We start from the raw sequence: 14,395 nt of genomic DNA, 5'->3' as shown, positions 1-14,395 counted from the left end.
CTTATTCATTGCCGTCAGACCTCTTCTAAAAGGCCGGTCGGGACGGCGAAGTCATTGTAAAGTTGGGACAGTTTGGCTTGGAACGGGGCCTCTGTCTTCTTGAGCGTGCCCGATACCGGATCGGACCCCGCCAACAGCGTGTCACTTGCCTCAAGCGAAAAATCCATCACGAAGCGCAGGCGGTCCTGACGGGCCTTGGTGATGGTGTCGAGCCAGAGCGCCGGATCGTATTGACCGACGGCGGCAAATTTTTTGACGATATCGAGGGCGGCGCAGGTGCTCTCGACGGCTTGTGTCGCGCCTTGGCCCAGCGTCGGCACCATGCCGTTGGAGCTGTCGCCGAGATAGAGAATGTTGACGTTCTCCTCACGCAGACATAGCGGGCTTTCCTGTAGACGCGCCCAGTGCAGATCGACGTTTTCATCGGTCACAAGATCAACGAGCCATTCACCCTGCGCACTCAGCTTGCCATCTGTGGGGGTGTAGGCCAGACGCAGCGCTTCACGCGTTTTCATCTCGTCCGGAATGTCACCGCCGACGGGGATCGGGAAGGTACCGGACATGTAGATGCTGTCATCCGGCACGCGGTAGCCGAGGAGACGGTTCGGCCCGTTGAACCACTGTTCGTAGTCTTCGATGAGACCGTTGCTCGTGTTCGGGACCAGCAGGCGGAAAATGCCGACGCCCACCTGACGCGCATTGACGGGCCCGCGGAATTGCGTGCGCACTTGGGAGAAGCGACCATCGGCAGCCACGAGAAGATCGACATCCGCGAGCGTCTTTGCCTCACCGTTTTCCGTGAACGCGACATCGAGCCGCCCAGTGCCGTCCTCTTTCGGCGTGATCGCATCAATGGTGCAGTTGTAGCGGATCGCCTCACCTGCCGCCTCGCGCAAAACACGATACAATTCGGCCCAGCGAAGACGCCATCCCTCAACGGGCGCAATATCTTTGAGCTTGAGATTAAAAAGCTCCTGCCCGCCCATCGTGGACACGCGCCAGCCGCTCCACGCAAAGGACACATCGGTGATCTTCTGCGCGAGCTCCGGATCGGTCGCCTGCAGCGCCTGAACGGCGTTCGGACCAATATTCAGACCCGTGCCGGATTCCGCGTGTTCACCGGGGGCGATCCGTTCGAAACAGTGCACTTCGATCCCGGGAGTATTCGCGAGACCCTTGGCGAAAATGCTGCCTGCGACGCCGGCTCCGATGATTGCGATCTTCATGCCTCTTGTCCTTCTGTTTGCTCGACTGCCGGAGCCTCCGCGATCACAGCGATCAATCCTCCGCCAAACGGCCCCTGATGTTCGGCCCCGCCTGACACGAAAATCCGCGTATCGCCGGAGACGCCTGCCACGAGACCGCCGACAGCGCCGCGAATGTGGCGTTGGGGATCGATGTCCGTGTCGTTGAGCATCGTGTGACGCGCACCGTGGATGAAACCCGACTGATCCGGCTCACATTTCACGAAAATGGCTTTGAGGCGCTCACGGTCGGCCTCGGAAATCTGAATGCCGTTGGTGAACCCGAGATCGGAGAACACGTCTCGCACTGCGGTCACGTCGAGCGCGTCTTCCATTGCGCGATGCGCAATACGCAGCGGGCCACCCCAGGACGAGCTCATGCCCAAAACGACGACTTCGTTACAGAGCACTTCGACACCGGAAGAAATGCTCGCGCAGGTGCTGAACAGGTTGAAATCCTTGAGAAACGCCTCATCACAAAGGCTCGCCTCGTCAATTTCACCGGTTGCCAGAGCCACGCCGAGAGCCCCTGCGGCTCGCGCCCGCGCCATGGAGGCCGAGGCCGTCGGCGCAGGAACAGGTTTGCCCGCCTCACGCAACTCTGCGATCCTGTCGGACGTCAAACATGGTGCTTTCACCTGTACGAAATGAAGGTCCGCCGGATCGGTGATCCCTGCGTCGGCCATCGCGGCTTTGACCGTTTCGGCGACGATCCGTGCATGTTCCACGGTGCCAACGAATTCAAACGGCATATCCTCGGAACAGGTCGCGCCAATAGCCAGCGCGGACTCGTTCTCGCGTTTCTCTCCACCGACCTTGGAGCGGCAAAGGACCGCATAATGCGGCGACAGCACGCCCTCGGTTCCGCCGGACAAAATGCAGGGCACAGTGCGTGCAATCTTTTCGGGGGAGTCATCGAGATAGTTCGACAGCAACGTCATCAACCGATCCGTAAAGAATCCGCGTGTGAAATCGTTCACACCACCGTTGCCTTCTGTCTTTCCGATCACAGCGACAATCTCTTGCGCTTCGATTTCGCCGGTGGCGAGCAGTGTCGCCAGCGCGGTGAGATCACCGGGATGCGCCATGGAGAGTCTGTAGACCTTAGCTTGCACGTGAGCACTCTTTTCTTGTTCTTTCGAGAACAGTCTTGAGCGAAATGCTGCGGTGCGGATAGAACCAAATTTCTCCATAGGTGAGAGCAAAATGTGTGCACTCAGATGTTAACGTATGTCATATCTGAGCCATCGCTTGCTTTACCGTTTCGATAAAACTCATGGTCGGAAGCGGCAAATTCCGGTCTTTTCTTGCGGCAAACACCAATCGACCGCCCCGCAATTCAGGGTCAGCGAGCGGGATTGCCTTGAGCGCACCGGAGGCCACTTCCTCCCGTGTCCCCACCTCGAACTGGAAGCAAATTGCATCGGTTCGCTTTACGTAGGCTTTCAGTGCGTTGATCGTGTTGGCCTCCAAAACGACGTTCAGCGACAGCCTGTGACGTGTAATCACCGCCTCCAAAAGCCCGCGCCCACCGAAAGATTTCGGCCCCATGGCAAGGGGAAACGGTTCGCAATCGCTCAGGCGCAGCTTGCTCCGCTGCGCGAGCGGATGGTCGGGCCGCATCATCGCAAAGAGCGGCTGCGGCACGACGGCGATCTCTTCAAGTTCCTTGTTGGGCGCCGGATCATGCGCGAGCAGGAGGTCGGTCTCGTCACTCATCAGCGCCCGCACCAGGTCGCTCGTAGCGCCGACAAGGAGTTTGAAATGCACGCCCGGATGATGTTCCTGAAAACTCGTCACCGCGTCCTGAATAAAGTCATTGGCAACCGAGTGCGCGACCGCAATCGACACATTGCCGCGCACAAGACCACGCAACTGCTGGATTTGCGCGTTGGCGGTCTCGACATCCGAAATATTGCGCCGGATCGCCGTGAGGATCACCTCCCCCGCCGAGGTCAATCGCACGCCGCGCGGGAGACGTTCGAACATCGGCATCCCGAGTTCTTCCTCGATTTCGAGGATTTTGCGATTCAAGGAGGTGGAGGCGACATGGAGCCGTGCCGCCGCTTTGCGGATGGAACCCGCTGTCGCGACGGCATCAAGGTAAACATAATCCCGTGGCGGGCGAAACATGCGGCTGGCTCTCGGTCTTAATGGTCAACACTTACGACCCATTTATGCGCATATCTGCACCCGCTTCCAGTGCGACAGCGGCGCAGACCGCCACATTGCCCGCCAACGCATAAAGATGCATCACGAAGAGATCAGATCACCATGCAGACGGTCTTGTTTTCGAGATAATTGTCGAGGCCAAGCGCGCCATTCTCCACGCCCCAGCCGGACGCCTTCATGCCGCCTTTGGGCAGTTCGGGGGAGAAGTAGCTGTGGCAGTTGACCCAAACCGTCCCCGCATGCACGGCGGCCGACAGGCGGTGCGCAGAAGACAGGCTCTCTGTCCAAACGGACGCCGCGAGGCCGTATTCCGTGTCGTTAGCCATCGCGATCACTTCATCGGCGTGATCGAACGGGGTGAGCGTGGTCACCGGGCCGAAAATCTCTTCGCGCATGAGCGTCATATCGGGGCGCACATGGGAGAGCACCGTCGGGCTGTAGAAGGCCGGATGCTCCTCATCGAGCACGCCACCGGCCAGCAACTCCGCCCCGTCGGCGCGACCACCCTCAACGATCCCGGCCACGCGGGCCGCGTGTTTCGGGTTCACGAGCGGGCCAAGGTCGCTCTCTGGGTCGAGGCCATGTCCGAGACGGAAATTTCCGGCTGCGGCTGCGAACTTTTCCGCAAAGGCGTCGTAGATATTGCGGTGCACATAGACACGGGAGGACGCCACACAGACCTGACCGGAGTTCGCAAAGATACCCCGCGCGACACCCGGCACGGCGAGCGACAGGTCCGCATCATCCATCACAATCGCCGGAGATTTCCCGCCGAGTTCGAGCGTGAGTTTCTTGAGATTGCCCTGAGCTGACCCGAGCAGATGACGCCCGATCTCGGTCGAGCCGGTAAAGGCCACTTTCGCGACGCCGGAATGCGTGCCGAGCGCCTCACCGACCTCATGGCCGAAGCCGGTCAAGAGGTTCACGACGCCCGCAGGCACGCCGGCCTCTTCGATCAACTCGCACAGACGCACGGCGGTGAGGGATGTTTCCTCCGCCGGTTTCAAAATCACCGTGCAGCCCGCACAGAGCGCGGGGGCGAGCTTCATCGCGGCCATCAAAAGCGGAGAGTTCCACGGCACAATCGCAGCAACCACGCCCACAGGCTCGCGGCGCGTGTAGGCCATGACTTGTTTGCCCTCCGGCGCGTAGCCGATGGACGGCGTGATCGTCTGACCACCGAGTTTCGTGGCATAGCCCGCGTAATAGCGGAATTGCGAAATCGCGCCGTTCAACTCACCGAAGCGCGCAGTCGCATAGGTCTTGCCCTGATCGAGGCTTTCAAGTTCTGCGAGCTCATCGGCGTGCGTCTCAATCAAATCCGCGATCTTCCACAAGAGCGCCTGACGCGTCGCGGGCAACATCTGCGCCCACTCGGGCGAGGCGAGCGCACGGGCGGCGGCATCGACGGCATAGTCGGCCTCCGCCTGCCCCGCGCGCGACAGACGCGTGAGGAGTTCCCCCGTCGCCGGATCGTGGCTCTCGAAACTCTCTGGCAGGACCTGCCATTCGCCGCCGATCCAGACAGGCTGAACCTCACGTTTCAGGAATGCTTTTGCGCCTTCTGTTTTCGGGGCGTGCGCTTTGAGTTGGATGGTCATTCGGTCGTTTCCTTGAGCATGTCCCGCGCGAGCTTGGCCCCCCGCAGGATAGAATGATAGCCGGTGCAGCGGCAAATGTTGCCTTCGAGGGCTTCCTCGATCATGTCGTCCGAGGGTGCGGCGTCGCGGGAGAGAAGGCCCACGAGGCTCATCATCACACCGGGCGCGCAGTAGCCGCATTGAAAGCCGTTCTCGATCTCCATCGCACGGACGAGGACCTCACCGGCGGGCACGGAAGCAATCCCCGCGATCGTCGTGATTTCAGCGCCTTCCACCTGCCATCCCATGAGGAGACAAGCATTCATCGGCGCGCCATTGTGGAGGATGGTGCAGGCACCGCAGCGGCCGATCTCGCAGCCGACTTTTGTGTCCGTCGCGCCGAGTGCTTCGCGCAAATGGGTGAGGAGCATTGCATCCGGCGCAATCTCCGCCGGTGTGCCATTGAGAGAAAAGCGGATCATTGCGCACCCTCCATCAGATCGAGGATCGTCTCCTGCGGGAATGGGGTCACAACGGGCCATTTCCCGAGCGCATCCGCAACGGCATTCGCAATCGCGGGCGTTGCAGCACCAATGCCCAATTCCCCTGCCCCGCGCGGTCCGAACGGATCGCCGTCATCTAGACCCTCATGCGCTGTCACACGCATGGCTTTCGGCACATCGCGCACAGTCGGCATCATGTAGGTATCAAAGTTCTTGGCCAATGGATTCCCGTCCCGCATCGGCATGTCTTCGGTAAGCGTAAAGCCGACGCCCTGCACCAGACCGCCTTCCATCTGCCCGAGGTAGGAGGCCATATCGATCACTGGCCCCGCCGCCGTATGCATTTCAAGGTCCACGATCCGCACAAAGCCCGTCACGCGGTTCACGGCGACCCGCGCGAGGGTTGCCCCGAAAGCGAAAATGAAGCGAGCGTTGCCTTTTGTGTATTCGGTCTTCGGGAATGCGTAATGCTCTTGGATCGGGTCTATGTCGCCCAACTCCGCGAAGGAGAGGATGGGTGCGCCGGTGTTTGCAAGCGCATCGCCGATCCCGCCGGGGACGATCTTTAGCTCCTCGACAGGACGTCCAAGGCGCGCAGAGGCGCGCTCCAAGATCGCGGCCTCAAGTGCGGGTGCCGTCTCTTCGACCCCACGCCAGACCACATAGCCGCCACGCGACGCCGTTGTGGATCCGCTGTCGGGAGCGGCTTTGGTATCGCCGAACACAGCGACGACGTCATCGCGGCCACATCCGAGCTTGGCCGACACAGCCGCGTGCAGGGAGGCAATCATCCCCTGCCCGATCTCGTCGAGACCGCACAGCGCGACGATCTTGCCATCCTTGAGCGCGAGCGCGAAATCGGCTTGATCCTCGGGGATCGTGCCCAAGCCGTTGCCTTGGTAATTGAGCGCCATGCCAACGCCCGCGATCTCATCGGGGCCAACCTCGAACGGGGTCCAGAGCGGCGACGCACCGGAGGCATCGAGCATTTCAACAAGGCGCTCAGAGGGCGCGACCCTCTGACCGAGCACACCGGGGCTACCGGGTGTGCGGAGATTGCGGCGGCGGATTTCGATCGGGTCGAGGCCGGTCAGTTCCGCGAGGCGGTCGATCTGGCACTCAATCGCAAAGGTCATCTGGTTCGCACCAAAGCCACGGAAAGCGCCACCGGCCCCGTTGTTGGTGTAGGCCAGACGTCCCCGCGCGTGAAAGTTGGCGACCTGATACGGGCCGACCACATGCTCCATAGCGGTTTCCAAGACACCGGGCGAAAGCGACGCATAGGCGCCAGAGTCAGCGAGGACGTCCACCTCTTGGGCCACAATCCGACCCTCGGCGTCGCAGCCGGTTTTCATCTTGAGCCACATGGGATTGCGCTTGGTGCCCGCCTGAACACTCTCCGCGCGCGACAGATGCAAACGCACGGGGGATCCGGATTTGCGGGCCAAGAGCGCGAGTGCGGGTTGGACGGTCAACTCGTCTTTGCCGCCAAAGGCCCCGCCCGTAGGGGAAGTGACAATGCGCAATTGGTCTTCAGGCAAGTCGAGAATGCGGGAGAGTTGGAGCCTGTCACGCGCGCCATGCTGACCGCCTGCACACATGAGCAGGCCATCACCCTCAGGCGCGGCCCACCCGCCCTCAGTCTCCATGAACCCGTGCATCTGTCGCGGGGTGACGTAGGTGTCTTCGACGATATGAACGGCCTTCGCCCATCCGTCAGCCAAATCGCCTTTGTCGTGAATAACTTCGGTGACGAGGTTGCCGCTCTCATGCACCTGCACAGCGCCCTCCGCGAGCGCGCCTTCGACGCTATCGACGACGGGGAGGTCTTCATAGTCCACCTTGATCAGAGAGAGCGCTTTCTCGGCGGTTTCCCCATCCACGGCGGCGACAGCGGCGACCGGATCGCCTGTGTAGCGCACTTTGTCAGAGCACAGCGCGGGCTGGTCCTGAAACACGATGCCGAAACCGTTCAGCCCGTCGATGTCGCGATGGGTGACGACGGCTTTGACACCCTCGAGCGCCTCCGCCTTGGACGTGTCAATCGAGAGGATTTTAGCATGAGCACGACCTGCACGGAGGATGCGACCGACGAGCATGTCATCACCGCGTTTGTCCGTGAGATATTCCAACGCGCCACGAATTTTCGCGGGCATGTCGGGTCGGGTGTGCCAGCGGTTGCCGCCATCGGCGCGGGAGAGTTCGGTCAGATCGGGCGCAGGTGTTGCGGCGGGGCGCGTGATTGCAGACGTGGGAGCCTTCTCCACATGTCCCAACATCCCCGCCGTGAGCGCCGCAGCAGCGACGCGTTTGCGATAATTGGATGTCCGAAACGCGCAATCGGGCGCGGTGATCTCAGATTCGATGCGGGCTTTGAGGTCATCGGGATCAACATCCCAAATGCTTTGCCCCATCAGCCAGTTTTCAACACCCGAGAGACGCTGCGGGGGTGTAGCACCGCCCCCCACCGCAAGGCGGACGTTGGCGATTTGATCCTCCAGCACGAGAAGCGTGCCCGCAGAGGAGATGATAGAAGCGGTGAAGGCCTGACGCAGGCCAACCTTCCGCCAGAACGCATGGGCAAGCGGGCGGATGCAGACGGACAGAACAATCCCTGAGGGCGCGGCGAGATAGTCGAGGACGGGCACGCGCCCCGCCGTCGTCTCCACCTGCGCATCAAGCGCGATCAGAGCGGGGATGAGACACCCCTTCCCCCACGCGAGGTTTCCGCCAAGCGTCGCGAGTCGCCGGACATTGGGCGCCCCAACTGTAGCGCACGCCTCAGAGAGAAGCGGAATACCCGCGTGCCGGATGTCTTCGAGTGGCGTTCCCGCCCCGATGGTACAGCCCTCAATCCCGGTCGGGATCAAATGCCCGATACGGACGTAGTGCTCCGGCGCGGGGACGCCCTGAGAGAAGTCCAGTTGAAAGCCGGACCCGCCAGCGACAGCGACACCCCCGTCCGCAATGAGCGAAAGAGCGTCATCCAAACTCTCGGGGCGGGAGATTTTCATGCGGCCTCCGGTGTTGTCGTCCCGTAGGTCAGACCCTTTTGTTTGAGCCAGCGGCGATAGGCGACGGAAGAGCTATCTGCACGGGTCGGAATTTCGGCGCGGGCCTCAAGCGGCAACAAAAGCGGACGCTGGTTTTCCACAATGATCCGGTCCTGTAGGAAGATCACCTGCTCGAACCGCAGGAGTTGCGTGTGCGTCGCGGTCTGGTCCGTGAGATACATCACCGGAATGGCGCGCACCAAATCTTCCTCGATCGGGTGAATGAACAGTGCAATCGCGTCCTGCACCCCGTCCGTGTCTGGCACGACGCGGTAGAGCATCACGACATAAGGCGACGGCACACGGTAGGTGAGCTGCGCGAATTCGCCGTCCGGACGAGTGCTCGTCATTTGTGGCTGAAAGAACTTGCAGTTGGTCGCCCAGACCTCATCCACATCGTGACGGATTTCGGACTTGTAACCCAGAACCTCTGTGTGCGGCTCGGACCCGAGGATATCCGTGTGAACGAACGGGAAATGAGCCATATCGAGAAAGTTCTCGACGACGCGCAGGCCAGAGGCGCGCATTTTCACCCATCCACAGGGGACAAAGCGACGGCCCTCTTCCTCGCTCTCTTCTATGTTGAAGATCTCTTTGTTAGGCGTGCCGAGCGTCGTCCAGAGCACCCCGAACTTTTCGCGTACAGGGAGGCTTTTTCCGTCCTGTGTCACCTGTTTTCCCGGTCCCACGGTGATCGGATGACCGAGGAGTTTGGTCTCTTCGGCCCTGTCCAGATCGGTCAACGTCGCGACCGCATACCAGTCATTGAGAGCCACAGGATCGAGGGTGCCAGCCATTGTCAGTGTCTCCTCAGTCTGTCCACTGTGCCGTGCCGCCGCCATTGGCGTCGAGCCACGTCTGACGACGCGCGAAATGCCCCGGCGCGAGGCGGGTGATACGGTCGATGATCTCGGCCATGTCGCCGGAAACCAGCTTGCCTTCATCCACGCAAATCTCACCGTTCACCATGGTCATGCGCACGTCACTGCCGCGCACGGCGTGGACGAGGTTGTGTTGCAGGTTGAACCAGCGGCCATCGGGGAAGAACGGCGTCATCCGCGGGCTTTTGCCATCAACGGCGATGATATCGGCCTTCTTGCCCACTTCGAGCGAGCCTGTGACCTCATCGAGACCAACCGCCTTCGCGCCGAGGCAGGTCGCCATTTCCAACACGCTCCAGCTGTCCATCGCCGCCGCATCGAGTTCACGCAGTTTGCCTTTGAGGGAAGCGGTTTTCATCTCTTCGAACATGTCGAAGTTGTTGTTTTCCTTCTCACCGTCCGTGCCGATGCCGACCGGCACACCGGCGGCGAGCATTTCCTTGATCGGGGCAATTCCCGAAGCGAGCTTCATGTTCGACACGGGGTTGTGGGCGACAGAGACGTTATACTCCGCGACCATCTCCACCTCTTCCGGCGAGAACCAGACCGCGTGCGCGAACATGGCGAGCGGTGTCTCGAAGAACCCGAGATCGCGGAACACTTCCATCGGTTTCTTGCCATAGCGCGTCTGGAACTCGGCGAGTTCGATTTCAGCCTCGGAGCAATGGGTGTGGAACGGCACGCCGTATTGTTTGGACATATCAATGGCGCGTTGTTGGCCCTTTTCGTCCGCGTAGAACAGATGCTCGAGCCCGACCCAGACATTGACGCGGCCCTGCGCCTTGCCGTTCCAGCGGTCGATCATGCCTTCGTTCATGTCGAGCGTGTCGAAATAGTCGTAATCCGGATGCTCACCCACATAGGGCACGGCGATCAGGCGGTTGCCGAGCACCTCAGCCGCGCGCGCAGAACCGTCCATGTGCCGCCACATGTCGACGATGGTGGTTGTCCCGCCCAAAAGGCTCTCGGCATAGGCGAGATAGCTTGCCGCCTCGGCCTCTTCGGGCAGGAGCACGCGGTGCATCGGATTGATGTGCTGCGTGAGCCAGTCCCAGACCGGCAGGTGTTCCGCCGTGCCGCGCAGGAAACCGGAGTGGGCGTGGGCGTTGATCAGACCCGGCATGAGGACGGCACGACCGAAATCCTTGACCTTCACATCTGGGTTCGCGGCGACGATCTCGGCCTTCGGCCCGATGGCTGCAATCGCGTCGCCTTTGACGAGGATCGCCCCATCGGTGAGCGTCTCGCGCCCCGCGTTCATGGTGACGATTGCCTCGGCGGTCAGGATCAGGTCGCTCATGCGTCCTCCAGTATGAATGTGGCCGCCCGCTCGCCGATCATCGTGACCGGCGCATGGGTGTGACAGGCGGGAATTTCAGGAATAACAGAGGCATCCGCGACCCAGAGGCCGCGAACACCTTTGACACCCAACTGAGGGGAAACAGGGGCGTCATCGGCAGCGCCCATTCGGGCGGTGCCACAACAGTGGAAGAAGGTGGAACAGGAGCGACGCACGAAGGTCTCGATGTCGTCTTCGCGCAGCGGGGCCACGTAGTCCTTGAAATAGCCGTCGAACCCCTCGGAGGCGACCATATCCATCAGGAACTCCACACCGCTCACGAGGGCTGCGAGATCGCGAGGGTCAGAGAGGAGGTTCGGCTGGATATCGAGCGGCGCGGTCGGGTCAGCACTCGTGAGCCGCAGTTCGCCTTTGGAGAACGACCGCATCACCCCGAGGCCGACCGCAAACACATCGTCACCGTCGAGCGTGTAATGGTCCCAAAGTGCGGGCACGGCAGAACGGCCCTGAATCGGGAAGGCGAGCAAATCAGCCTGCGGCAGCGCCTCATCCGATTTCCAGATGGTGAGCGTCCCGCCCCCGTTGCCCTTCATGGCGCCGAGCGGCGATGTGGCGCGGAAGTTCAGCGCTCGCAATAGCGGGTGGTCTTGGAAGTTCTGGCCGATGGCCTCAGCCTTGACCTTGAGCGGCACACCGAGACGCGCCAGTTCCGCCTCTGCACCAATGCCTGACAGCATGAGCAAGCGCGGTGTTTCGAGCGCACCGGCCGCCAGAACCACGCCGGAATGCGCGGTCAGGTCCAATTCGCCGTCAGGCCCGCTCACACGCACGCCCGTCGCCTTATCACCCTGAAAAATCAGCGACAGAGCAAGGGTTTTCGTGAAGATGTTAAGGCGATCCGACGCGATGATCGGCTCCAGATAGGCGTTCGCAGAGGTGTTCCGCCGCCCCTGCCGATCAATGTTGAAATTCGCGAGCCCCACGCCAAAAGGCTCCGGTCCGTTGGGGTCATCAACGACCGGAAGCCCCATGGCTGCGCCACCCTTCAGCATGGATTGCGTGAGCGGGTGATGCGGGTCGGGACGTGTGATTTCGAGAGGTCCGGAACCACCACGGAGCGCGGTTTCTCCGTATTCCCACGTTTCGCAGGCCTTGTAGGCCGGAAGGCAGTCCTCCCACGACCAACCGGGGGCCACGGCATCCCAGCGGGCATAATCCTCTGGCACACCGCGATACCACATCATCGCATTGGTCGCAGACGATCCACCGAGGCCCTTGCCCCGCGGGATCGGAATATCGCGACCCAGAATGCGGTCGGTCGTGGTGTAATGATGCCCCCAATCCCAAGCGCCGGTCTGGAGACCGAACCACTGGGACGGGTCCTCAATCTCCGGCACGCCGAATGTAGACTTACCAGCCTCAATCACGGCGACCTCGGCCCCCGCATCATGCAGGCGTCGCGCAACCGCTGCCCCGCCAGTGCCGGAGCCAATCACGATATAATCGAAGCTGGTCTTCATGGTCTGCCTCAGTTGTGCTCGGAAGGGCCCATGATGGTGATCCCTTCAGTTTTCTCAACGTGGCGCACAAAGATATATTTGTCTTCACGCCCGTCCGAATGCTTGCGCTTGATCTCCGGCTGAACCGTGCCGGACACTTTTGCGACGACGACATAGGGCGTATCGGACTTCAGCCCCGCCTCACAATGCGCGTCGAATTCTTCGAGCGTGGTCGCGGTGTATGCGTGATCCACGCCAGAGGCGCGCGCAATCCCCGCGAGGTCAACCCGACCGGACGCCGTATGCGTTTTCGGGCCGCCAATGGATTGATATTGCTCGTTATCCCAGACCACAACAAAGAGATTCTTCGGCTGCTCGTTGCCCAACGTTGCGAGGATACCGAGGTTGAAGAGCAACCCGCCATCGGTGTCGAGAGATACGATCTGTCGATCCGGCAGACCGGCAGCGAGGCCAAAGGCCTGCGGGGTCACACAGCCGAGTTGTTGCTGAAACAGGGATGCCTGCCGCATATGCGGCGCGGCGTTATACCATTCGTCCACAGAGGCCCCGAGCGACAGGATCACCAGTTCGTCGGACAGGCGTGCGGCCAGTTTGGTCATACAGTCGAAACGTTTCATCGCACAATGCTCCCGGACAGGGCCACAGCCGTGTGGTAGTAGGAGGAATAGGCCAGCTCATAGGCATCCACGATGGCCTGCTCGATGCGGTCTTCTTCGCGTTCGACGGCATAGGGAATGCGCAGCGCCTGCAACACCGGCTCCATGGTGATGCCGTGCGGCACCGCCCACCAGTTGTTTTCGCCCATATCGCCGCGATAGCTCAGGAGCATGAAAACCGGAATACCGGCCCCTAGGCCCATCCGTGCGAGCGGTTCGACCGAGGCCCGCAGTCCGGAGTTCTCCATCACGAGCGCCGCACGTTTGCCGGACAGGAAAACACCGCCACAGATGGCCGCGCCCTCCCCCTCGTTCGTCACTTGAATGGTGCGAATATCGGGATCGGCGTCGAGTGCGGGGTAGAGTTCCTTGAACAGACTGTCTGGCAAATAGCAAACAATCGAGACCCCGGCCCGTTTGAGCCCCCGGATCACGGCGTCGACAGAGCTTTGCTTCATATTAAATTCTCCGGCGTGTGTGTCGTGTTAAATGCAGACTGTCAGGAAAAAACTGTTCCCAAAAGACGATTATTTTCGAACGAAATGTTCGACTGAACGCAACACTAGTCCCGCATCGCCTCAATGACGGCGGCAAGCGAGTCCGCGAGCGCTTGTGCGGCCTCGGAAACCTCGCCTTTCGGGCGTGACACGAGGGTCAAACGGCGCAATCCGATCCCCGGATCGGACAGAGGGATGAAGACGAGTTGCCCTCTGGCGATCTCCGCCTGCACCCCGATTTTTGTCTGCAGAATCGTCCCGAGACCCCGAGTCGCGAGGTCGATCATCAACCCGATCGAGTTGGTGCGCGCGCGGCGGGAGAACTCCACAAAGGAGCCGGAGAACATCTGTTCCACCGAACTCCCCAGCGTCAGAGAGCTATCAGACAAGATCACGCGTTCGCCTGCGAGGTCGTAGCTCCGCAGCTTGCCCTCGCGTTTGGTGAGTGCGCTTCCCGGCGGGACGAGCACCCCGAGCGGCATGGCGATGGAGTTCAGCTTGCGTGCATTGCGTGGCACGCGCACATCAAAGGCGAGCGCCAGATCGGCCTCCCCCTGATGCACGAGATCGACGGCTTCCTGAGAACCGACAACCCGCACATCCACGCTGATTTCCGGATGGCGAATCCAGTAACCGGCGAGCACATCAGGCAGGATGCCGCGCGCCGCACTCTCGATGACTGCGACCGTCACCGTGCCACGACGAAGCCCCTGAAGGTCGCCGATTTCCGTGAGGGCGCGGTTCATCTCAACAGAGGATTGCTTGATATGATAATCGAGCAATTCACCTGCCGACGTCAGCTTGAGTCTCTGTTTTGTTCTTTCGAACAAAGGGGTTCCGAGGTCTTCTTCAAGCTGCTTGATCGCACGGGAGATCGACGACGGTGCGACATTGAGCGTCAGCGCGGCCTGACGGATGGACCCGAGACGCGCCACCAGAGCGAAATGGTGGACGCGGGAAGAAACGAGGCCGAGACGATGAAGATCCAC

12 protein-coding genes are annotated in these 14,395 nt (G+C 61.1%); all 12 read right to left on the bottom strand.

Features of this window, described 5'->3' with window-relative positions; all coding sequences use genetic code 11:
• Positions 1–14: 14 nt before the first annotated feature.
• Complete coding sequence (locus tag LA304_RS15785) at positions 15–1,226, bottom strand: FAD-dependent oxidoreductase (RefSeq protein WP_224504127.1); 1,212 nt, start codon at positions 1,224–1,226, stop codon at positions 15–17.
• Positions 1,223–2,437, bottom strand: a complete 1,215-nt coding sequence (gene atzD / locus LA304_RS15780) for a cyanuric acid amidohydrolase (protein ID WP_318010700.1) — start codon at positions 2,435–2,437, stop codon at positions 1,223–1,225. Before atzD ends, LA304_RS15785 begins: the two co-directional genes overlap by 4 nt.
• 40 nt (positions 2,438–2,477) lie before the next feature.
• Positions 2,478–3,377, bottom strand: coding sequence for a LysR family transcriptional regulator (locus LA304_RS15775; protein ID WP_224504125.1), 900 nt, complete (start codon positions 3,375–3,377; stop codon positions 2,478–2,480).
• Positions 3,378–3,508: 131 nt separating this feature from the next.
• Positions 3,509–5,017 (bottom strand): aldehyde dehydrogenase family protein, encoded by a 1,509-nt coding sequence (locus tag LA304_RS15770; protein WP_224504124.1) that lies wholly within the window; start codon positions 5,015–5,017, stop codon positions 3,509–3,511.
• Positions 5,014–5,478 (bottom strand): (2Fe-2S)-binding protein, encoded by a 465-nt coding sequence (locus LA304_RS15765; protein WP_224504123.1) that lies wholly within the window; start codon positions 5,476–5,478, stop codon positions 5,014–5,016. The genes LA304_RS15770 and LA304_RS15765 overlap by 4 nt, the downstream gene beginning before the upstream one ends.
• The gene (locus tag LA304_RS15760; RefSeq protein WP_224504122.1) at positions 5,475–8,513 is read right to left on the bottom strand and encodes a molybdopterin cofactor-binding domain-containing protein; all 3,039 of its coding nucleotides are present in this window, start codon (positions 8,511–8,513) and stop codon (positions 5,475–5,477) included. Before LA304_RS15760 ends, LA304_RS15765 begins: the two co-directional genes overlap by 4 nt.
• On the bottom strand, positions 8,510–9,349 hold the full coding sequence (locus LA304_RS15755) for an aromatic ring-hydroxylating oxygenase subunit alpha (protein ID WP_224504121.1): 840 nt from the start codon (positions 9,347–9,349) through the stop codon (positions 8,510–8,512). The genes LA304_RS15760 and LA304_RS15755 overlap by 4 nt, the downstream gene beginning before the upstream one ends.
• Before the next feature lie 13 nt (positions 9,350–9,362).
• The gene (locus LA304_RS15750; protein ID WP_224504120.1) at positions 9,363–10,733 is read right to left on the bottom strand and encodes an amidohydrolase family protein; all 1,371 of its coding nucleotides are present in this window, start codon (positions 10,731–10,733) and stop codon (positions 9,363–9,365) included.
• Positions 10,730–12,253 carry a GMC family oxidoreductase gene (locus tag LA304_RS15745; RefSeq protein WP_224504119.1) on the bottom strand — a complete coding sequence of 508 codons (1,524 nt, stop codon included), beginning with the start codon at positions 12,251–12,253 and terminating at the stop codon, positions 10,730–10,732. The genes LA304_RS15750 and LA304_RS15745 overlap by 4 nt, the downstream gene beginning before the upstream one ends.
• An 8-nt stretch (positions 12,254–12,261) precedes the next feature.
• Positions 12,262–12,870, bottom strand: coding sequence for a thiamine pyrophosphate-dependent enzyme (locus LA304_RS15740; protein ID WP_224504118.1), 609 nt, complete (start codon positions 12,868–12,870; stop codon positions 12,262–12,264).
• Positions 12,867–13,367, bottom strand: coding sequence for a thiamine pyrophosphate-binding protein (locus LA304_RS15735; protein WP_224504117.1), 501 nt, complete (start codon positions 13,365–13,367; stop codon positions 12,867–12,869). Before LA304_RS15735 ends, LA304_RS15740 begins: the two co-directional genes overlap by 4 nt.
• A 104-nt stretch (positions 13,368–13,471) precedes the next feature.
• Positions 13,472–14,395 carry a LysR family transcriptional regulator gene (locus tag LA304_RS15730; protein ID WP_224504116.1) on the bottom strand — a complete coding sequence of 308 codons (924 nt, stop codon included), beginning with the start codon at positions 14,393–14,395 and terminating at the stop codon, positions 13,472–13,474.

Origin of the sequence: Celeribacter litoreus, from assembly GCF_020165855.1 — a bacterium.
GTDB lineage: Bacteria > Pseudomonadota > Alphaproteobacteria > Rhodobacterales > Rhodobacteraceae > Celeribacter > Celeribacter litoreus.
The sequence above is the reverse complement of the archived record's forward strand: the minus strand, read 5'-3'. Positions and strand labels throughout refer to the sequence as shown.

Bases quoted from the DNA above. Each gene is read 5' to 3' on its own strand.
- LA304_RS15785 (WP_224504127.1), bottom strand. From the start codon at position 1,226: ATGAAGATCGCAATCATCGGAGCCGGCGTCGCAGGCAGCATTTTCGCC.
- atzD (WP_318010700.1), bottom strand. From the start codon at position 2,437: ATGGAGAAATTTGGTTCTATCCGCACCGCAGCATTTCGCTCAAGACTG.
- LA304_RS15775 (WP_224504125.1), bottom strand. From the start codon at position 3,377: ATGTTTCGCCCGCCACGGGATTATGTTTACCTTGATGCCGTCGCGACA.
- LA304_RS15770 (WP_224504124.1), bottom strand. From the start codon at position 5,017: ATGACCATCCAACTCAAAGCGCACGCCCCGAAAACAGAAGGCGCAAAA.
- LA304_RS15765 (WP_224504123.1), bottom strand. From the start codon at position 5,478: ATGATCCGCTTTTCTCTCAATGGCACACCGGCGGAGATTGCGCCGGAT.
- LA304_RS15760 (WP_224504122.1), bottom strand. From the start codon at position 8,513: ATGAAAATCTCCCGCCCCGAGAGTTTGGATGACGCTCTTTCGCTCATT.
- LA304_RS15755 (WP_224504121.1), bottom strand. From the start codon at position 9,349: ATGGCTGGCACCCTCGATCCTGTGGCTCTCAATGACTGGTATGCGGTC.
- LA304_RS15750 (WP_224504120.1), bottom strand. From the start codon at position 10,733: ATGAGCGACCTGATCCTGACCGCCGAGGCAATCGTCACCATGAACGCG.
- LA304_RS15745 (WP_224504119.1), bottom strand. From the start codon at position 12,253: ATGAAGACCAGCTTCGATTATATCGTGATTGGCTCCGGCACTGGCGGG.
- LA304_RS15740 (WP_224504118.1), bottom strand. From the start codon at position 12,870: ATGAAACGTTTCGACTGTATGACCAAACTGGCCGCACGCCTGTCCGAC.
- LA304_RS15735 (WP_224504117.1), bottom strand. From the start codon at position 13,367: ATGAAGCAAAGCTCTGTCGACGCCGTGATCCGGGGGCTCAAACGGGCC.